This window comes from Sphingobacterium anhuiense (genome assembly GCF_042686355.1).
In the GTDB taxonomy this organism is placed as follows: domain Bacteria; phylum Bacteroidota; class Bacteroidia; order Sphingobacteriales; family Sphingobacteriaceae; genus Sphingobacterium; species Sphingobacterium anhuiense.
The window spans coordinates 263,976-284,038 of sequence record NZ_JBHUPE010000001.1 but is presented as its reverse complement, the minus strand read 5'-3'; the positions used below and the strand labels follow the sequence as shown (position 1 = coordinate 284,038).

The 20,063-nt window shown below is 36.5% G+C and carries 19 protein-coding genes; 8 read left to right on the top strand and 11 right to left on the bottom strand.

All coding sequences use genetic code 11. The features are described 5' to 3' along the window. Positions 1 to 3: 3 nt before the first annotated feature. From ACFS6I_RS01215 to ACFS6I_RS01185, 7 genes are all read right to left on the bottom strand, one after another. Complete coding sequence (locus ACFS6I_RS01215) at positions 4 to 1,377, bottom strand: hypothetical protein (RefSeq protein WP_380917555.1); 1,374 nt, start codon at positions 1,375 to 1,377, stop codon at positions 4 to 6. Next, entirely contained in the window at positions 1,377 to 2,798 is a 1,422-nt protein-coding gene (locus ACFS6I_RS01210) for an McrB family protein (protein WP_380917554.1), read from the bottom strand. Before ACFS6I_RS01210 ends, ACFS6I_RS01215 begins: the two co-directional genes overlap by 1 nt. 70 nt (positions 2,799 to 2,868) lie before the next feature. Next, positions 2,869 to 3,339, bottom strand: a complete 471-nt coding sequence (locus ACFS6I_RS01205; protein WP_380917552.1) for a hypothetical protein — start codon at positions 3,337 to 3,339, stop codon at positions 2,869 to 2,871. After that, positions 3,336 to 3,515 carry a PLDc N-terminal domain-containing protein gene (locus ACFS6I_RS01200; protein WP_380918155.1) on the bottom strand — a complete coding sequence of 60 codons (180 nt, stop codon included), beginning with the start codon at positions 3,513 to 3,515 and terminating at the stop codon, positions 3,336 to 3,338. Before ACFS6I_RS01200 ends, ACFS6I_RS01205 begins: the two co-directional genes overlap by 4 nt. A 126-nt stretch (positions 3,516 to 3,641) precedes the next feature. Continuing rightward, positions 3,642 to 4,181, bottom strand: coding sequence for a hypothetical protein (locus ACFS6I_RS01195; RefSeq protein ID WP_380917550.1), 540 nt, complete (start codon positions 4,179 to 4,181; stop codon positions 3,642 to 3,644). 37 nt (positions 4,182 to 4,218) lie between these two features. Continuing rightward, entirely contained in the window at positions 4,219 to 4,587 is a 369-nt protein-coding gene (locus tag ACFS6I_RS01190; protein WP_380917548.1) for a hypothetical protein, read from the bottom strand. 119 nt (positions 4,588 to 4,706) lie between these two features. Further along, the gene (locus tag ACFS6I_RS01185) at positions 4,707 to 5,174 is read right to left on the bottom strand and encodes a hypothetical protein (protein WP_380917546.1); all 468 of its coding nucleotides are present in this window, start codon (positions 5,172 to 5,174) and stop codon (positions 4,707 to 4,709) included. Between the two features lie 1,003 nt (positions 5,175 to 6,177). On the opposite strand from ACFS6I_RS01185, the gene ACFS6I_RS01180 reads away from it, so the two are divergent. The 4 genes from ACFS6I_RS01180 to ACFS6I_RS01165 all read left to right on the top strand — a co-directional run bounded on the left by ACFS6I_RS01180 (position 6,178) and on the right by ACFS6I_RS01165 (position 13,069). Continuing rightward, positions 6,178 to 6,864: a hypothetical protein gene (locus ACFS6I_RS01180; protein ID WP_380917544.1), complete on the top strand. Its 687-nt coding sequence runs from the start codon at positions 6,178 to 6,180 to the stop codon at positions 6,862 to 6,864. 122 nt (positions 6,865 to 6,986) lie between these two features. Next, on the top strand, positions 6,987 to 10,328 hold the full coding sequence (locus tag ACFS6I_RS01175; protein ID WP_380917542.1) for a SusC/RagA family TonB-linked outer membrane protein: 3,342 nt from the start codon (positions 6,987 to 6,989) through the stop codon (positions 10,326 to 10,328). 143 nt (positions 10,329 to 10,471) lie between these two features. Beyond that, on the top strand, positions 10,472 to 11,827 hold the full coding sequence (locus ACFS6I_RS01170; RefSeq protein ID WP_380917540.1) for a RagB/SusD family nutrient uptake outer membrane protein: 1,356 nt from the start codon (positions 10,472 to 10,474) through the stop codon (positions 11,825 to 11,827). A 6-nt stretch (positions 11,828 to 11,833) separates the two neighbouring features. Then, positions 11,834 to 13,069 (top strand): TlpA family protein disulfide reductase, encoded by a 1,236-nt coding sequence (locus tag ACFS6I_RS01165; protein ID WP_380917538.1) that lies wholly within the window; start codon positions 11,834 to 11,836, stop codon positions 13,067 to 13,069. A 59-nt stretch (positions 13,070 to 13,128) separates the two neighbouring features. On the opposite strand, the gene ACFS6I_RS01160 is transcribed toward ACFS6I_RS01165, so the two are convergent. Together ACFS6I_RS01160 and ACFS6I_RS01155 are read right to left on the bottom strand one after the other, a co-directional pair. Beyond that, on the bottom strand, positions 13,129 to 13,350 hold the full coding sequence (locus tag ACFS6I_RS01160) for a hypothetical protein (RefSeq protein ID WP_380917536.1): 222 nt from the start codon (positions 13,348 to 13,350) through the stop codon (positions 13,129 to 13,131). A gap of 162 nt (positions 13,351 to 13,512) precedes the next feature. After that, on the bottom strand, positions 13,513 to 13,767 hold the full coding sequence (locus ACFS6I_RS01155) for a hypothetical protein (RefSeq protein ID WP_380917535.1): 255 nt from the start codon (positions 13,765 to 13,767) through the stop codon (positions 13,513 to 13,515). A gap of 250 nt (positions 13,768 to 14,017) precedes the next feature. Between ACFS6I_RS01155 and ACFS6I_RS01150 the strand changes: the two genes are divergently transcribed. Next, on the top strand, positions 14,018 to 15,481 hold the full coding sequence (locus ACFS6I_RS01150) for a TlpA family protein disulfide reductase (RefSeq protein ID WP_380917533.1): 1,464 nt from the start codon (positions 14,018 to 14,020) through the stop codon (positions 15,479 to 15,481). An 82-nt stretch (positions 15,482 to 15,563) separates the two neighbouring features. Here ACFS6I_RS01150 and ACFS6I_RS01145 read toward each other — a convergent pair whose 3' ends face one another. Next, positions 15,564 to 16,187: a Crp/Fnr family transcriptional regulator gene (locus tag ACFS6I_RS01145; RefSeq protein ID WP_380917531.1), complete on the bottom strand. Its 624-nt coding sequence runs from the start codon at positions 16,185 to 16,187 to the stop codon at positions 15,564 to 15,566. A gap of 451 nt (positions 16,188 to 16,638) precedes the next feature. On the opposite strand from ACFS6I_RS01145, the gene ACFS6I_RS01140 reads away from it, so the two are divergent. Beyond that, positions 16,639 to 17,628 (top strand): hypothetical protein, encoded by a 990-nt coding sequence (locus ACFS6I_RS01140; protein WP_380917530.1) that lies wholly within the window; start codon positions 16,639 to 16,641, stop codon positions 17,626 to 17,628. Positions 17,629 to 17,797: 169 nt separating this feature from the next. Here the strand turns inward: ACFS6I_RS01140 and ACFS6I_RS01135 are convergent, their stop codons facing one another. Beyond that, a complete protein-coding gene (locus tag ACFS6I_RS01135) occupies positions 17,798 to 18,031 on the bottom strand; it encodes a hypothetical protein (RefSeq protein ID WP_380917528.1) in 234 nt (77 codons plus the stop codon). A 778-nt stretch (positions 18,032 to 18,809) separates the two neighbouring features. On the opposite strand from ACFS6I_RS01135, the gene ACFS6I_RS01130 reads away from it, so the two are divergent. Together ACFS6I_RS01130 and ACFS6I_RS01125 are read left to right on the top strand one after the other, a co-directional pair. Continuing rightward, complete coding sequence (locus tag ACFS6I_RS01130) at positions 18,810 to 19,454, top strand: DUF6266 family protein (protein ID WP_380917526.1); 645 nt, start codon at positions 18,810 to 18,812, stop codon at positions 19,452 to 19,454. Positions 19,455 to 19,504: 50 nt separating this feature from the next. Then, the gene (locus ACFS6I_RS01125; protein ID WP_380917524.1) at positions 19,505 to 20,059 is read left to right on the top strand and encodes a DUF6266 family protein; all 555 of its coding nucleotides are present in this window, start codon (positions 19,505 to 19,507) and stop codon (positions 20,057 to 20,059) included. Positions 20,060 to 20,063 lie beyond the last annotated feature (4 nt).

The window sequence follows — 20,063 nt, the reverse complement described above, 5'->3', positions numbered from 1 at the left end:
CGATTAGGTGCTTTGTAAGTGATCAAATATTTGATCGAGTTCTTTAATCAAAACTTCTTTAACACGAGGAATGACGCTTTTTGACAGCGGGATACCTAAAATGAATATTTTATTTTGCGTGTTATTTAATGAATTATGGTAGTTGATATGTTTGCATTCGACGTCGTTCGCAGGGTAACACAGAAAACCATATTTTACAAGACCAGTACTGAACGAATTATAGGCAAGGATTTGGTGTAGGTCTCTACGATGTTCCTCTTTTAGTTTTTCACTTTGATCGTATTTGTTGAATAAGTGAGCCTTGTATTTCGCATCAATAAATACGTCGATCGTATCCTTTTTTAAGATCGCATCAGGTTCAAGTTGTTTTAATTCCCACGAGAATGACTTGGATTTGTTTGATCGAAATTTGAAGTTTGTAAATAGTTGTCCTCCCGATTCTTTTGCGTATTCTTTGAATATATGTTGTACAAACTTTTCAAACACCTCGTTAAAGTCTACACGCCACGCAATGGAATCAACTAATTGATGTTTTAAGATCCTATTTGCAATTGTTTTGCATTCTTTTATCAGCAGACTGTCTGCATGATGTATTTGTATTTCACTTGTCTTTTGCGGTTTGTGAAACTTCATTTTGCTGTTTATAAAATCTAATTTGGATCTTACAGCACTTTTGATTTTTATTGGGGTTGTGTTTGCCGATAGGCTTTCCGTACAAATATCAAAGACATAGCGGATTTGAGCATATTCGGCATGTAGCTCGGTTAGCAAATTCTGTCTAACCGGATACTTTAACTTGTTTTCTACCTTGTATTCATTTTGTATGTATTTATTCCAATTGACCTGCCCCAGAGGCTCATCTTTTACGATCTCTTTATTCGTGAATTTCCGCCACGGGATCTTCACTAATTTTTCTAAAACGTGGATAAATTTAACCGCTTCCAAATAAAGTGGAGGACGGAAGTTTTTGCCAGATGCTAATGGTAAAGACTCTAGAAAATCAATTTTTAGATCACTTCCCAGTAAGTTTATGATGTCAACATACTCTTCAAATATATTCTTACCCATAAATCGGGGGACGACCAAGAAGTCTCCGATCTGTTTACCGGTATCGGAACTTCTTAAAGGAATTGCACCAATATAATGACTACTTTGGAAACCAATTTCTACATGCTGGTCATTGCCAACTAGGAATGGATTTACACCTAAAAAATCAAAGCTCGTTTGGTTATATGAAACAAATTTTTGAAGAAATTGTCCCATTATTCTTTTATCCGCGGCCCTAAACCATTTTTTTTGAATAGCTGTACCACTTAACTTCGTCGAAGACTCCGTTAAACAAGGTATTTGATAAAATATATCAAGCGATTTATGCATTAATCAACTAAGCTTAGATTTATCCGATTCATAAAATATGTATTAAACTCTTCTTTAGCTGATCGCAATAGACCTTCCTGCAGATATTCCTTTATTAGTGGAAAGATTTCGTATTTGATTCTATTGCTCATTTCTTCTTCAGTTTGCGCTATGAAATATCCTTGACCAGGCTGCAATGACAACTCTTCACTAGACGCGTACCAATTGAATATTTTGCTTATTTCATCAAAATCACTATTAAAGAATGAGTTTTCGTTTGCCAACTTCGTGACACCTTTAGCATATTTACCTTCCAAGGCTTGAGGTTGAATGGTATACCAAGCAAACCTTCTTCTCAATGCAAAATCAACTACAGCTAGACTTCTATCCGCTGTATTCATGGTTGCAAGTACAAAAAAGTTGGAAGGCAATCTATTAATTGATAATCCAGGTGCAATTTCGATTTCAATATCACTGTGCTCTATTTTATGCTCAAACAAGTAGAAGATAGGACCTAGTACATTCGCCAAATTAGCACGGTTGATTTCATCTATGATGAGTACTACATCTTCATTAACATGCGTTAAAGCATGTTTTATGGCTTGCGAAAAGATACCATGATTTTCTTTGTAAAGTAATGTTTCTTTAGAAGTGTCTGGACGAATACCATAAATGAAATCCGAGTAACTCGTTTCAGCATGAAACTGGGTAAAGAAAACCTTAGCTTTAATTTTTTGCGCTGCCTCTTTAGCAGTTCTAGTTTTACCTGTGCCAGGAGGACCTTGTAAAACCACAAATTTTCTATCGGTCATTAAATTGATGACTTCAGAAGTTGTATTGATTACTTTTTTCTGGACAAAAGGAGCTAAAGCAATGTTTACAGCTTTTCTTTGATCATTATTGTTTGGCCAGTTTCTTAATTGTGCATACGCAGCTACAAACGCAGCAATAGTTTTTTTAGCACTTTCAGATGATGCATCTTGTATGATTTCGCAAACAGGTAAAAACTTGGTATATCTAGAAATGCTATTTTTTAGATGTCTTAAATCTTCACGACCAGTAAAAGCTTTAGATAATGAAGATTCGATATCTGTAAAGTCAGATTTGCAATACCCATTTTCAGTTATCAGGTTTTTGAACAAGCGTCTCACACCAGGATATGAAGCTAATTCATAATCGTTTTTGAAACCAGAAGACCCAATACCAAGACATACAAGCCATGCTTTCTCATTATTCGTGGGGAAAATAACGAGAGAAAAATCATGATATTGACCACTTGTTCCTTCCTCAGGTTCAACAAATCCAAAATAAGCACCATTATCTCTTAAAGCTTCTTCACCAACATTGTTTCTGATAGCATAAGAGTTGCTATTTTCTGAATCAACTTTTGCGCCGAATTTTGTTGCTAACCCATTTATATATTGTTTGATTTCTTCTATCATATTATCTTTTTAAAAGCTTAATATTCCTTTGCTAACTTTGAATGTATATTATTGGGATCCTTTCAATTTCCTAACCAATCCATTTCTTAATAACTATTGCTAGAGCAAAATAAAGTGCAGCTGCAGCACATGTTACACCGATAACTTTTAGATATTTACCAATTCCTGGTCTGTTATCTCTTAACAGTTGCATGTTATATAATGATGCAACTGCACCGATGCCTCCGCCAATTCCACCTCCGGTGAATACTAATAACATGGGTAGGAGTGACAGCGCTGACTGGTGCCAAGGAAGTTTTTCTATGACGTTGTATTTTATATTATCGATTTCTAGAGCTGGTACGATCTCTGGAAATGATGCTTTTGGATATGCTTTCACGATACCTCCATTGTTATCTGGTATAAGAAAAGGTTTTCCTTTTTCAGTGGATTGCTGAACAGGTTCATTATTTTTGTATAATGTTTGTTTACCTGTCCAAAATGAAACTTCTATTTCAAAGTTGGAATCTGGTAAATTAGGAATTGTAAATTTATGTTTCATATAGCTTTAACCTTCTCTCGACCTATTATCCAGTAGAAAAGACATCCAAAAACGTTCAAGAGTAGTACTGCTGTCAGCCATAGTATTCTTTTACTGCCAGACAAATTATTATTGTTTATAATATGATAAATAGTATATATGACTACTAGAAGAGGAGGGATGACAAGAAGTGCCATTTCCGTTGTTCCTATGTTAATAAAGGATAGATTCATTAGTTCTTTTGGTTATATAATTCATTATTGTAATTCTTTAAATTTGGTCAGCTTTTTAGATTAAATAATCTTATTATTCTCTTTGTAAGACTAGCTATTAAGAATTCTGTCTACATTTTTATCTATCCACTTTTCAATATGTGGTTTCAATAAAGAAAAATTGTACTTCTTCAATTTAAACTGGTCTATTGGGTCACCCCACACATTTTTTTCAATATAATTATATACATATTCTAGATCTTGATTACAATCGTACAGCTCAATTGTATCTTTTTCATCCTTACCTATTATTAAAAGAAAAGGGGATTTTTCCCATCGATTATTTAAGCTTAGCGATTTATCACTAATCGATATGATTGTATAAAAAGAAAGATCAGGACCAAAAAATCTGGTACTGTTTTTTATATGCGTTTCGATTCTAAGCACAATATTTTTATCCAGAAGAGTGGTTTTTAAACTATTGGCTAGTTCTTGAACATCAGTGAAGATTAACCTCTCGAAATCTGCTTTAAATTTTTTGAATTTAATCCAATAGATTTCGTACTTAAGATTTTCCATTTCCTTCTTTTCTCTTCTTGTTAACTCTCTTTCAATGCTTTCTTTATCAAATGCTAAGAGACTTTTTTCCATTGATTTAATAAGATCATCCATATCTAATTATTATTCGTTACAATTTCCTTCTCATGATAAAAACAATTCCCGTTGTACCACCACTGCCATCTGTTATATCATTGTAATCCAGAGTTTCGACTAATTCAAAGTTGTTGTCCACCATATGATTAAGAATTGCGGCATATGATGTTTTATTAGTTAGAAAGTCGGAGTATTCTTTACCAGCTTTAATCTGTTCTTTGGTTTCACCAAAATCAACATTGACCTTAAGCTTTTTTGATAGAAATTTACCTTTAATTACTATGTATGCGTAGGCATACTTCTGAACTGATTGATTTTCTATAATAGGCTTAATAGTGGTTTCCTGCCCAAGTGTGATAGTAGTCATTGACAGTAGGAATACAAAAAGTAGTAATGATCTCATGATATTTATTCTAGTTTAATAAAATTACGTATTGTTATTCGTCACACTATTTATCACTCTCCAAACATATTCGCTATTATACCTTATTCCATTTCTTTGTATCTCTTCTTATTGGTATGTTAAACGGAATCATTTTTATAGAGATCTTCAAAGGCTTTTAAGCGCGAGTAATTTTGTGAATTTGCTATTGAAACGACCTCCCATGCATAAAAGTCATCAATTTTTGAAGTTAGGATTTTACTCAATCGTGTTTCACTTATGTATGCAGAATCGGCTATATCTGTTTGTAGGGTAATAAATTGGTCAATAAATTTCTGAATATTATTTCGTCGCTTTTCTTCTGTGTTAGCTTTATTTTTTTTATCTAGGATCGATGCTTTTGCATCTTCAATTATTAAAGTAAAAGTATCTTTCGTAATTAAATCAAATTCTGATGTTAATAATATCATGATATTATAGAAAGGCTTTCCTTTTATTTTTGATAACTGGTTATTCAATAGGTCATCAAGCACATTTTTATCAAACTTATCTTTTAGTTTCTCTTCAAAGTCAGGGATAACTTTCATTAAATATCTTTTGAAATTCATTTTATATATCTGTTTATCAGTTTGTTTTGTATTTAATTGCAACTGTAGTTGCTTTATTGTTTATAACTACCTATATTTGTGTAGTATATAGCGTGAATTTAGGAGAAGCATACTTGTTAAGCTTTTCTAAACGATGTCACTCATGAAACGAAACCGTCAAATTTCACATGAGCTGATCGTGAGTTCGCCATATCTATTGAGTTTTGTTATCTTCGTGATATCTTATTCAATAGGGCGGAGCTCATGTTAGTCTTTTGTGAAACTCAAATCTCGGTTTGAGGGGTCTTGACGGTACCAGTTTCAAAAGCATTGAGTTCCGCCCTATTGGTTTTTATAACCAATAAGGAATTCCCTTGCTTCAACAGTGTATCGTTTTTCATAACCAAAAAATTAATTATGATGAAACGAGAAGTAACCACCAAAAGAACCACTCACGACATAATCCAGGATTATAGTCATCGGTTCGCGAATTCCGATTTAATAAAGAACATATTCTGGGCGCCAGAATAAACGTTGCAAAAAACATATTGCCAAATAGGTTAGGGGAAACTAGTACCAAATCAAAAGGTGCGCAGATAGTAGAAAGCATGGTGTGATGACCATACCTGATACTAAAAAATGCGAGCTCTTGATAGGTTATTATCAGCTTCTTACCATTCCTGAATGGTTTTATGTTACCGACTTTTATTTTATTAGTACACAATTAGATGCTCCAACAAAAAGAGGATCGGAGGCCTACTTTTCTTTTTCCACTTTAAAAGTACCATCTTTCTTTTAGTAAAGCAAATAATGTACGTTAATATTTTATCGTAATACATTAATATTATAAAAGTCGGTTTTGTTCTTTAATCCAAATTATGCAATAGCGGAGACTACAAATAACCAATTGACGAGGACTATATAATTGCATTTTCATTCTTTATTTTTTTAACCTGGTTTCCTTAATGCCCAAGTTATGTCCAATCGGGTAGGGTAAAAGGGAACCAATTTAAACACTAAAAAAATGCAAAAAACTTGCGTCGGGGACAGCTATGCGCTATCCCGAGAGGAAGAAATGTTTTCGTATTTGAGTGAAACTCGAGTCGACGTTATCAAAAAACCAATTATGATAACACTCTTACCCACAAGAACATTGAAAAATGCTAGACAAATGAGAACTAAAGGTAGCCCGCCTTATTTGCCCCAGGCTATCTTAGAAAAAAGGGCGAAGGAATCTTATTATTCTATATTGGTTCCATCTGAAAAAGATATTAGTCCATTCATTACTGTTGTACAGAATGTACGGAATGATGTATTACGGATTACAATGGTCAATATGGCGATCTATGAGTGTTACCTTTTTGCACTGGGACTGCCCGCTAACTTTCCGAGTGAGCAGATCATCATTCATGGTGACGATCGTGTCCGATATATCCCCTGTCGATCTTGCCAGTACTGTGAAAAACTGTTATTCGACTATGAGCTCACTGTTCCTAGCGGTATAAGTATAGAAGCCTATCAACAGCAGATCTTGAACGATCTGAATGAGCACTTTCAGTTAGATGTGAAAGTCGAGAATCTTTCCGTAGTGAAAGACAGTAGAAGAGTATTTACTACTGCTGGTGAGTTGGTCGAATTGATTTGGGAAGAACTGCCAATGCTGATCATAAAAGCTAAAGTTTCAGGTGAAAAAGATCAAGAATTAAATTAAAAAAGTATTCATAAAGTTTCACTACCTGTGGACGCCGAGTCTTCCGAGGGATACATTGACGACCTGGTCAATCCTCGGCAAGAAACGGTGAAAGGGGAAGCTTTGTCCAAAAATTAACAACAATGAACACATATATATTCTATATAAACAAGCTCTGGGGATATCTCCGGAAGCAATGCAAGCCACGAGGAGCAGACGTACTGCTGATCAGTAAGGTGCTTTCAGTGTGCTTATTCATGACCTTTCATATGTTGAGTAGTGCTCAGACGCCCCGCAAGGACAGCGGGGCTGATGGGCCTATCAATCATGTGCTACGCGGTACAGTCGTATCTGCTGTAGATAACAGACCATTAGATGGTGTATCCGTCCGAGTCGAAGCCGAAAAGGCTAGAACCTCCACCAAGAAAGATGGTACTTTCAGCCTTTCGGTAGAGAGTCAGAAAGGAGTGGTAAAGTTTACCTATGTAGGCTACAAAAGCCAAGAAATCAATTATACCTCAGGAGTATCAATAACGGTGAAATTGATACCTGAAGATAATAAACTTGACGAAATTGAAATCGTATCGACAGGATACCAGAAGATACCAAAAGAACGGGCAACGGGAAGTTTTGAGTTTGTCGATAATAAGCTTTTCAATAGAAAAGTTTCGACAGATTTTGTAAGCAGGTTGGAAGATGTGGTGCCGAGTATATCATCTATTAAAAATACACAATCTAGTAGGGGAGCATTATTAAATATTAATGTGCGGGGACAGAGTACAATGAGTGCGGAAAAATGGCCATTAATTGTGGTAGATGGGGTACCTTATCCAAGTAAGTATACGGAATTTGGATTAGGTATGTTCAATAACATAAATCCCAATGACATTGAAAATATCACTGTATTAAAAGATGCTGCTGCTTCCTCAATTTGGGGTGCGCAATCGGGCAATGGTGTCATTGTAATTACGACTAAAAGAGGGAAATTTAATCAGCCCTTTCAGTTGGATTTTAATTCTAATTTAACTGTTTCACAAAAACCTGATTTTTATTCGCTTAAACAGATGAACAGTTCTGATTATATCAATGCAGAGCAATATCTCTTTGAAAAAGGTTTTTGGGATAGTCGTATGGAAAATTATAGCTACACATTGTCTCCTGTAATACAACTTTTAAAGAGAAAAAAGGAAGGTTCAATATCCGAGGGTGAAATCAACACTGAGTTGGATAGATTAAGGGGAGTGGATAGCAGATCTGATTATTTAAAGTACATGTACAGACCAGCGGTAAATCAGCAATATAGTTTGCAGATGAGAGGAGGTGGAGAAAAATTAAATTCATCGATATCCCTCGGGTACGATAATAATAAACAGTCACTGGTCACCTCAAGTTTTAATAGGGTTTCACTTAAGAGTAATACACAATATCGTCCTATCAAAAATTTGACCTTGGATCTAGGGATTTCTTATACGCAATCAAAAAGTAAAGAAAGCTATGTGCCCATGGGATATAATATGATGGTTCAAAATTATCCATACCTGCAATTGGCTGATGATCATGGGAATTCGAAAATTGTCGATGATGTACCTTATAATCCTATTTTTAGAGATACTGTAGCAGGCGGCAGATTATTAGATTGGAAATATAGACCACTGGATGAAATGGATCAATCGTATCAGATTAATTCGATTAGGGAATCCATGGCTAACATCTCTGCGAATTATCAATTAGCAAAATCACTAAAATTAAGCGGTCTTTATTCCTATCAGAATGTGTATCAACCTAACGAAATTTGGCGGGGTATAGGTACTGTTCAACAGCGTGAACAGATAAACTTTTATACCTCTTGGGATAAAAATGGTGTTACTTGGGGATTGCCCGCGGGCGATTATCTCAACACATTGCATGGTAATTTCAATACTCATCAAGGTAGGTTTCAAGCTGATTTTCATCAATCTATTGGCAGTGATCATGAAATAAATGCTATCGGTGGAGCTGAGATCAGATCGATGAATATGAATTCTATTTCTTCTGTTTTTTTCGGATATGATCCAGAAACTCTTTCATTTCAATCTGTCAAATACGGAGCCACTGTACCGGCCTTAAACGGTATTGCTGGCGGAGCGTTCCTGACGGATTACAATCAAATTACGGGTTTTACCAATAGGTTTGTTTCGTATTATGTGAATGGAGCTTATTCGTTTAGACAGAAATATACACTTACAAGTAGTTTTAGAAAGGATGCTTCGAATCTTTTTGGAGTAAAAAGTAATAGTAAAGGACAACCGTTTTGGTCAATAGGCGGTTCGTGGTTATTGTCTAAAGAGGAGCTGTTGAAAGATATTGGATTCTCATTGCTGAAATTAAGAGCGACCTATGGCTACAATGGTAATGTGAACAATACGACTGCGGCTTATCCGATTATATATGTGCAATCTTCACCAAACTATACGACTAATCAAAATTATGCATCAATAGAATCTCCTCCAAATCCTTCCTTGAGATGGGAGAAGGTAGGAATGTTGAATGTGGGATTAGACTTTGCTTTGTCAAGTAATAGATTAAGCGGATCTATAGAATATTATATCAAAAGACCAACTGACCTTGTTACAAATACACAAATAGACCCAACAACAGGTTTTACCGGAATGAACATCAACAGTGCTGACTTGAAAGGACGAGGAGTAGATATTTCGATAAACAGCAAAAATATAAACTATAATAATTTTAAGTGGATGTCTAATCTTGTTTTTGCCTATAGTAGGACAAAAGTAGAAAAATCCTATCTCAGCAATTATAGAGCTAAAAATTATATTAGTGGCCCCGGAGGATTACTGATGACTCCAATTGAGGGGCTAGATCTTTTTAGTCAATTATCTTATAAATGGGCTGGTCTGGATCCAGTTGACGGTTCTCCTCGTGGTTATCTGAATGGAGAGGTCTCGAAGGACTATGCTACTATGGTGAACAGTTCGTTGGTAACTGATCTGGAAAACCATGGATCTTTGCTGCCTTTATATTTTGGTTCATTAAGAAATACTTTTCAACTAGGTAACCTTGAGTTTTCCTTTAATATCGCCTATCAGTTGGGGCATGTATTTAGCCGTGAATCTTTTGATAATAATTTCTTTATTGAATCGGGCAAAGGCCATGCTGATTATGCAAGGCGTTGGCAGAAACCAGGTGATGAACTTGTTACTGATGTACCTGCATTTACTTACCCGAATAACAGTTTTGCAAGTCAGTTCTATAAGTATTCTTCTGCTCTTATTGCTTCGGCTGACCAAATTAAATTACGGGATTTGCAGCTCTCATGGCAGATTCCGTCACATTTACTAAGGGGGGTGAAAAGTGTAAGGATTTATGGATATGCTCAAAATATCTGTACCATATGGCGTGCAAATAAATTTGGAATTGATCCCGAATATGGTAAGACTGTTAGGGATCCTTTTGCTCTTTCAGTTGGTTTAAATTTTAGTTTATAACGGAAATCTTATGAAACTATCATGATTTATTCAATCACATTGGAAATGAATAAATCATGATAGCTTCATCACAATTTAAACCGCCGAAGGCAGCATGAATGCTTAAAGGGAAAATTGAATAATGAATAAACAAATTTATACAGATGAAAAATTATATTAGAATACTCGTATATGCTATCTTGATAATAACAATTTCTTGCGACGACTTTTTAGATAGCAAACCTAATCAGAAAATGGCTGTTCCAAAGACTTTGGAACATGCGGATCTACTGTTAAATGATTATAGTACATTGAATTCGGTTTATCCAACTTTTGGTGAAATTGCCTCTGATGACTATTTTATAAGCACCGCTAATTGGAGTGGGCTTTCGGATATGGACGAGAAATTAACCTATAATTGGAGTGATCCCGATATTGCAAATAGTAAACAATGGCAAGCATCATATCGGGCCATTTATCAGGTCAACCAAGTTTTGGAAGTTTTAAAGGATATTGAAAGGAATAAACAACTATCCTTGTATGACAGGATAAAAGGAGGAGCCTGTTTTTATAGAGCATTTGCGCTACATCAGCTGGCAGTTGTGTTTGCTCCGGTATATGTTCCTTCAAATGTAAATGCGTTAGGATTACCTCTTCGGTTATCTCCAGATATAGATTTTAAGTCCGTAAGGTCCACGCTTAAGGAAACCTACGACCAGATAATAACAGATTATCAGATAGCGGTTAGGTTACTGCCAGAGCAGGAAATACTGTTGGGCAGACCAGCGAAGATCTCGGCATATGCGGGGTTAGCTCGGGTATATCTTGATATGTCAGATTATGAGCGTGCATATGCTTATGCCGATTCTGCATTGAACATGAATAATTCAATTATCGATTTTAATACCATCAATGTAGGTTTGAGCATACCATTTAAACGTTTCAATAGTGAGGTCATTTTTTCAGCCAGTACGCCTTCCGCAGGACCGTTAGGTATTGCATTTTGTAGGGTAGATACTAATTTGTATCAAGCATATGGTGCCCATGATTTACGTAAAACAGCTTTCTTTAGGATTGGCTCCGGCACTCCAAATTATTATTCTTTTAAAGGATCTTATGATGGATCAACTTCCGGTATTTTCGTTGGACTGACGGTTCCAGAGTTGCTATTGATAAGGGCTGAAGCTGCAGTCCGCACTAATCGTGCTGCTCAAGCTCTTGCTGATTATAATAAATTATTGAAGAATAGGATAAGTAATACTTTTTATACCCCAAGTTTGGAAAATGATCCTACGAAACTATTAACGCTAATTCTTGAACAAAGACGATTGGAATTGATTTTTAGGGGGAGAAGATGGGCTGACCTTAAAAGGCTTAATAAAGAACCTCGATTTGCAAAACAATTAGTACGTGTACTAGATGGGAAAACATATTCACTTGAACCTAATTCTCATAAATATGCTATTAAAATCCCTCAAATCGTAATTGAACAAACTGGAATAACACAAAATATAAGATAAGGAATGATGATCAAAAATATATTTTACTTTTTATGTATGTTCATTGCATGGAGTGCACATGCTCAAAACAAGCATGAAACAAAATTTAGTCAGAGGCTTAATGTTGGGGATAAGGTTCCCCAACTGGACAATAGTCAGATATTATTTAAATCAGCAAAGGACATACAACTTCATAGCAATGATAAAGTTGTGCTACTAGATTTTTTTGATACTTTTTGTACAGCATGTATTGCTTCCCTTCCTAAGCTTCAGAAGTTACAGGATGAATTAAAGGAGAACCTGCAAATTGTTATGGTTACATGGCAGGATAAAGCAACAATTGAAAAATTTTGGAAGTCAAATGCTTTTATTAGAGAAAATAAAATTCAATTGCCTGTTATTTATGGAGATACCTTATTACGTCAATTCTTTCCTCATACGGGAGTTCCTCATGTAGCATGGTTATTTAGAGGTCATGTTCAGGCAGTTACTTTTTCAGAGTTTATTAATCGTGACAATATATTGAAATTATCAAAGGAAGGGATAATATCTCTCCCCCTGAAATGGGATTTTAATGATGTAACTCTCATTAAAGATGTTGAGGCGAAAAGCTTGTTAGGTGAAGTTAAGTTGACAGGATTTCAAGATGGAAGGCCTACTCAAAGCTATAGCTATAGCTTGGATAGTACGAGTGGCTTTTATAAAACTAGCATCATAAATCAATCGATTATAGCTGCATATACAACAGCATATAGTGAGATTTTTAAACCAAAATTTATCTTGAGACCTGAACGAATTGAACTATTGGTTGCTGATTCTTCAAAATTTGATGATTTTAATTCATTTGTAACCTCTCAAGTTTGGCTTTCTCAAAACGGAATCTGTTATGAAAGATTAGACAAATATCCACGAAGTCCTGTAGAGCAAGCCAAACTAACATTGAGTGATATGGACAGGTTTTTGAACATAAAAGTTTACTGGGGTAAAAAAATGAGAAAGGTATGGGCCATTAAGGGAACTTTTCATAAGTCTGATAAAATGGTGAAGGGTAATAAAATATCGAGTACAGATTTTCTTGCATTTGGAATAGATATGCAGAATAAATACCCGATTGTAATTGATTTGGTTGATGTAAAGGAAAGTTTTATTCTGCCTTCTTATAAAAATCTTCAGGAGCTTAATCAAGGTCTGTCTAATTATGGATTACAGATTGTAGAGGAGCAACGAGAAATTGATGTGCTGGTCTTTGAGGAAGTAAAATAAACAGAAAGGGGCACCGTTAAAAGTGCCCCTTGTTACTAAAGATTATTTACGGGTAATCCTTAGCTCTTCAAGCTTACAGTTGCATTTGAAGTCCTACTATTAAGGGCTTTAATCATTTGATCTTTTACTGCTTCAGTTAACTCAGGATGGTTATTACCATCATTTGCCGCTTGAATAGCACAGATTTGATTTGAGCCACTACAAGAAGGTTGACTTGCTTGCAATGTATAGTCTTGAGGATCTACGGGATCACCGCCGCTATTTAATGAAAAATACGCCATTTGGGCCTCCGATCTTTATTACTATATTAACATTAGATTTATAATGGTTACAATCCCTTCTTAAGTTTCGCGAGAACTTGTACACGATTGGCCTACTGCTTATCCGACTATCGGTATCGTACCTTTGTAATCAGGTACTGCAACAATAGGTCTTCCGATCTTTCAGTGATTACACAACTGAAAGATCAATTTTTCCCCGTACCATTTTCTGGGGAATATCGTAAATCTACGTCCATGTGCATCACGCACCGGACCTGCGCAACAGCAGTTTCCTCTTAAAGACCTGCGGTTTACCGCAATCTGTCCAGCAGTCCCGCAGCTCATAGTTGTAGACCCGCAGCTCATCATGGAGCTAGCAAAGCGCCCGTCTTTTGGCTGCCTTCCAGATTGTCCTTTACTTGTCTTCTGTTGTTGCATGATGATTCTGTTATTACTCCTTTTTTCTTCTTTCGTATATTTCAAAGATATAGCAGGAATTTTGGCGAAAGTAGGTCATAAGGTGACCTGAAATAGACAAATTTTTGGGAAAATGGATTCTTTTTGCTCTAGATCTTGATAAAGGTTTTTTTATTGCTGATGGGGTGCCACCATATTTCTATTTTATACCGTCATTCTATAATCATGGAATAAATAATTATCTTCAGTAAATTTTTTAACCATTAAACCGATGAAAAACCTTTTCATTACATTGCTTGCTATATTTGCTGTACTGTTTAAATCAAACGGGCAAACAAAGCTCAGTGGACAGCTGTCAAATTATAAGTCAGATTATAAATTGACATTACGCTTATCGAATGCAACAGTAAAATTGGATAGTACAATCGGTGTGTCAAGTGATGGGAAGTTTGCGGTCGATTTACAAGACGTCGTGCAGGAACCTTCTTTTGCAATACTCTCGTTGTCGGATAAGGATAAAAGCTCGTTACTATTCTTAAATCTTTATATAGCACCAGATTATTCATTAAAACTTACGGCCAATATTAAAGATGGTGATCCAGATGAAACAAAGAAATCTGTTGTAATAGATGGGAAGGGTAAACATCTTTCGCAGCTTTATTTAACTCCTTTAGGAAAGCGAGATACAATCAATTGGCTTAAAAAGGATATAAAAACCTATGTCGATTATTTAAATAATGTGGCATGGGTAAATTATGATAAAAGAGTGGATAGTTTACTGAAAGAAGATCCCAGTGATCCTTCGATCAAGGAATGGAGATCGATTTTTAAACTGAATAAGGAGTACTCCAAATTACATGATTTTATCGCTAATTATTGCTATAACAATACGATTCCTTCTGAAAAAAGTCAGATCTATCTGAAAGATCTCGGATTTCCAGATCTGTGGAATCAACTGAATCAAGATGAAAATTTGAAATCAAGTGCATATAGATCCTTCGTTGAACAGATATTTCTTCTTGAAGATGAAGGCTTGATAAAATATCCTGGTGCAGTTTATCAAAAAATTAATGCTACTCCGCTTTCAAGGCAATTGCTCGTAAAGGAGCTGTTTACTGGTAAAGTGCGCGATTATGTACTGGAATATGAAATTCGTGTGGGTATTCTCAACACACATCAGTTGGCCCAGGTCGATTCTTTACAGACTTTCATTCCCTGGATTACGAATGGAGCGTTTAGAGATAAATTGCAAAAGCTTGTTTCTCGTCGAAAGGCTATCATAAGTGAAATAAAGCCGGGAAATAAAATTAGTAAGGCGATTAAATTAAAAAACACAATCACCAATGATACGTTGACATTAGAAGACCTAAAAGGTAAAATGGTATTTCTTGAATCTTGGGCGAGCTGGTGCGGTCCTTGTAAAGAAGAAATTCCACATCTTAAAAAGCTGGTCGAGCATTATAAAGATAACCCTAATATTGCGTTCATCAGTGTTGCTGCGTTTGATGATAAGGAAAAGCAGGTCAAAAACAGATTGAAGATCATCAAGGATCAAAATATGAACTGGACCCAGCTTGAGGATATTGATAATAATTTTACAGCTTATTTTAAGATTCATGGTATACCCCATAACGTGATACTGGATAAAAAAGGTGTTATCGTGGACAACGATAGCATTCGTCCTTCGAATCCGGGTATCATCGCTTATATCGATAAACTGCTCAGTCAGAAATAAAATGAAAGGCACCGAACCGATAAGATTCCGGTGCCTTTTTTTTATCCATTCAAAATAGATAATAGCGGTTGACAGAAAACGATTATCGACTATTTTTTCTTCTCAGAAATAGATTTTTAGCCCGATATATCGAGCTCTCGGATGTAAGAAGTAATCTAGCTAGCTCCTGTCTATTGAGGTTGCGGTAAAGGTCTGGGAGATTGTCTGCTAAATAGAATAGGCGGTCTGTGACCAAAGTAATACCATCCATAGCCCGTAAGTGTTCGAGTTGGTATTTCTTTTTATACATTAAAAGCTGTAACAGGGTATCGATGCCTTTATCGTTGTTGCGGTAAGGTTTTATTTTCCTGTAGGGGATCTGCAATACAATTCCTGGCCGGACAGCAACAATATCCCCCAGTGCCGGGCTCTGGCTGTAATAATGCATGGTCGTGAAAAAGCCCATATTAGGCAAAGCAACCGTAAGGATTTGCTTGCTGTCGTTACATGCAGTGTACCGTTCTTTAACTAGAAGACCACGCAATACGATGTACAGATTTTCTTGTTGATCGTCAGATTCATATAGTACCTGTCCTTTTTTGACACGCAGGATCTGTGCATTTTTCTCCAGCCAGTTTCGATGGAAATCTTCCAAAGGAGGATATATCTTTTCCCAATAAGAGTAGAAGTCTTGCAGTACTTCTTTTTCTGTGTAATAGGTTCCCATAGTTTAGTCTAAAGTTTTATAAAACACAGCGGTATTGCGTAAACGTCGCAATTGACGATCGCTAACATTCGTAAATGCACTAATTTTATCATTTTTCATCCTTATCCGGTTTAGTTGATCAACCTATAATGCATGTTGGAATTGGAGCTTTTTTATAATAGGGCATGCCTAGTAGCATATACGTCGATCTTTCATAAAATTAGTACCTATTGCGCTGAAAAGGAAGGTATATTTTATTCCGCAGATTACTTTCTGGAAGTATTTGTTACATGTGAATATTGTTGTAGTTGATAAAATGTTTCTTAATGAAATTGTAGCGTATATTTTATGCTTTGTACTTGATTTGATACTAAATTGAGTGAAATTAATTTTTATTTAAAACGATATTTTAATACATTTAGAATTTGTATTATTTATTGTGTTAAATATATTGCTGTAGATAAAGTCGTTTATGAAAGAATTTCATGAGAGCATATTTGAACTGATCGCTAAAATTGAACCGAATCCAATCGTTCGTTCTGAAAAATTGATAGCTGTTTTTGGCGTTGGAAAAAGGTCTGTTATCAACCGTACAAAAGGTCATACGGTGCTCCGAGTTGATGAAATTCAGAAGCTGATGGTAACTTTTAATTTTAGTTGGATAGACTTGGCAAAGCTGAACGGTGAAGCCTATTTTGACAGTTCATTATACGAATATGTCAGGCTTACAAAGGAAAATTTTTTTCATGAAATTCCGAGATATGTGCGTCTTTACCGAGACCTGATGGAAGAGATGCTGAAAATGGACAATCCTTGGATCAAAATCATCTGTTCGGATGTACCGATGTTTCATATTATGAAGTTTGAGCATTTGACTTATTTTAAGTTCTATATGTACTATCATCATAAATTTGATAAAACATTAACTTTTGAAAAATTTAGGGAACGTCTGAAACTGCTCTGCCTAGATCTAAGTTTTGAAACGATAGCAATTGCTTATGCTTCCATTAAAAGTGTTGAAATATGGGACCGGAAAGCTTTCGAGGAATTGCTGTTACTGATTAAAGAATGCAATGATTACGGCAAGTTTGAGCATGTGGCTTCGCTCAGGGTATTGATGGAAGAAGCGAATTTACTGGCCCGTTATCTGCAGAAATGTGTAAAGTCTGCCCACAAAGGTGATCGGGAGAAGGTGAATTTTTATGAGTATGGATCCATTCTGAGGGATGGTTTTGTTGTTTATGGAAATGGGCAGCGTCCATTTAAATTGAGCCAGAAGGAATTCATGCTGCAGAGTTTTTTAACCAGTGATGCGGTGCTGCTGGCAGATTTTGATGATTCGTTTGCTACACTGAAAGGCCGTTCTGATGATTTGATTAAAACTTCGGTCCGTAGTCAACGTTCTTTTCGAAAACATTTCCGGTGGCTTTTCAAAATGTACAAAAAATGTATTTTCCATTAAAAGTAGCGCTTTTTCTTTAAACCTGTCAGTTGCTAACTATACAGCAGTTTAGAAGGGAATTGACGCTAACATGAATCATATGGAGGAAAACCAATCGTGTCGTTGTCTCGGACAACCATCGGAATCAAAGGGCTGCCAGCATCATTGCTGGTTTGTTTTTTTAGAGTCTTTAAGAAAAGAGATCCTGGATTGCAAAAGGGAAATCAAAGATCTGATCTGCCGTAAAATTCCCGATCCGCCCCTGGTATTGGTCAATAGCAAAGAGGTATGCGAATACGCAGCCATCGCGCCTAAAACACTCTACCGCTGTGAAAAGAAAAACATGATCAGCTACCATAGCCGAACCAGTAAAGGGAAACTGTATCGCTATGAGGATATGGTCAAATTGAAAAAAATATACCACAATCTCCCCGATTGATCAGACTGCTGATCGATCCGTATTCCGCCCGGAATAGCGACCTTAATTCTTCTTTCGTATTTCCATTTTTGCTTCAAGTTTGTATGATTTTCTGCTAGGATTAGCTTGTCATTGCATTCGCACACTGTTCGGGATGGATTCGGCAATGCTCTACTTCGTCTATACTGTTTGTCTACTGTGCCTCTACAGTTCCTCTAGTGTTTTAGTAGAGGCAGGGTATAGGATGTGTATAAGATCTGTGTAGGAAAGCTGAAAATTTCCCGAAGACGACCCGAATAAATCTCGAACTTTTAGTGACTAGTTTTAGTGACCTAGTGATGAAGTAACATAGTAACGAATAATGAAGTAAAGTAGTGACAAGTAAAGTAGTGACAAGTAACAAAGTGACAAGTAACGGAGTGACTAGTGAAGTAGTAATAAGTAAGTGACATTTAATTAGTGACGAAGTGATCGGTGGTAGAGTGATAATAGACGTTCACCCTAACATTTTAACCTCATAACCTTCTAACCTTATACCCATTCAACCTCATAACTTTCTAACCAATCATCTAACCCTCAAGCCTTAAAAAACGCATAGGAGTGCAAATGGACAATTTACTTGTCTTATGGTTCTTATCCGCAATTTGGGCCGGTCAGCAAGTGGACAAAGGTCTTTTACCCCTTGATTTTGAGGTGTTTCCTGTCGTATGTTTGCTTTCGTAAAGTGAGCTATACCGGTATGCATCAATGCTTTATGATGGTTTAATATTTAAATAAGAAAACAATGGGAAAAATTTTGCAAGGAGCGCTAGGAGGATTTAGCGGTAAAGCGGGAGCTATTATAGGTTCGAGCTGGAAGAGTATCAATTATATTAAGGGATTGTCTAAGAAACGGACGAAACCTGCATCGGAAGAACAGCTGATACAGCAGGCGCGTTTTTATACGATAGCCAAATTCATCATGCCGATAGCGTCTTTTGTCGAGCTGGGATTCGGTCAGATCAATGCCGATATCATGACGCCGACCAATGTGGCGCTACAAGCCAATATCAAGACCGCAGTGGTCGGTACATATCCCAATTTTACGCTTGACTACAGTAAGATACTGATTTCAAAGGGTAATCTGCAACCTGGAGGTATAATAGGGGCCAGTGCTTCGATCGGTATCCTCTCCGTTACCTGGTCGCCCGAGGCGATAGAAATACAGAAGGGCGAGCTGGATGATGTTGTACATATTTTGCTGTATGTGCCTGCTATCGATGAGTTCTTAACGGCTCCTGTTCCACCGACTAGAGGAAGTGGGGCAGTGGATATCGAATATCCGGAACATTTCATGAGTGAAAAGGCACATGCCTGGATGTTCTTTGCCGATAGAAAAGGAAAGCGGGTAAGTAAAACGAATTATCTGGGTGAACTGGATTTAACTTAATGGTTTAACCTGTAGCCGGCGCTATGTGCCGGCTACATAATGGATTTGATATGAAAATATTAGCAATGCAATCTCCAAAAAAATCTAACATTGAAAATGGTCGTCAAACTGTTCGGTTGAAATTTCAAAAAGCACGTCAATTTTTGAATCCTGTTAATGCAATTATCCAGATTGGTTTTGCACGGGGCAAAAATAAAGGGACTGCAATAGGTAGGGCCATGTCCTATATTTTACATAGTGCTATGGAGGGTTTATTCCCAGATATCACCGTCAATGCATCTCAAGCAAGATTGAGTGCCGGTGTAATAAGTGGGCTTCGGGTAACGGATATTTCCCGTGTCGGTAAGTCCATATCCGTGTCGTGGGATCCACAAGTATCTCGAGTAGCTTGTACTGAAGGCGATGATCGGGTATTGCTTTGTGCTTATGCGGTAGAGCAGGAGCTTGCTGCTGTCAATGAGGAGCAGGTGTGGCGCAAAGCTGGGAAGTTACAGCTGGAACTTCCTGCGGGGATGGAGCAGTTTGGGGTACACCTTTACCTGATCGTACACGACCGTAGTAAACAGAATTGCAGTAATAGTCAGTATCTGGGGTGGTATAATTAAGATC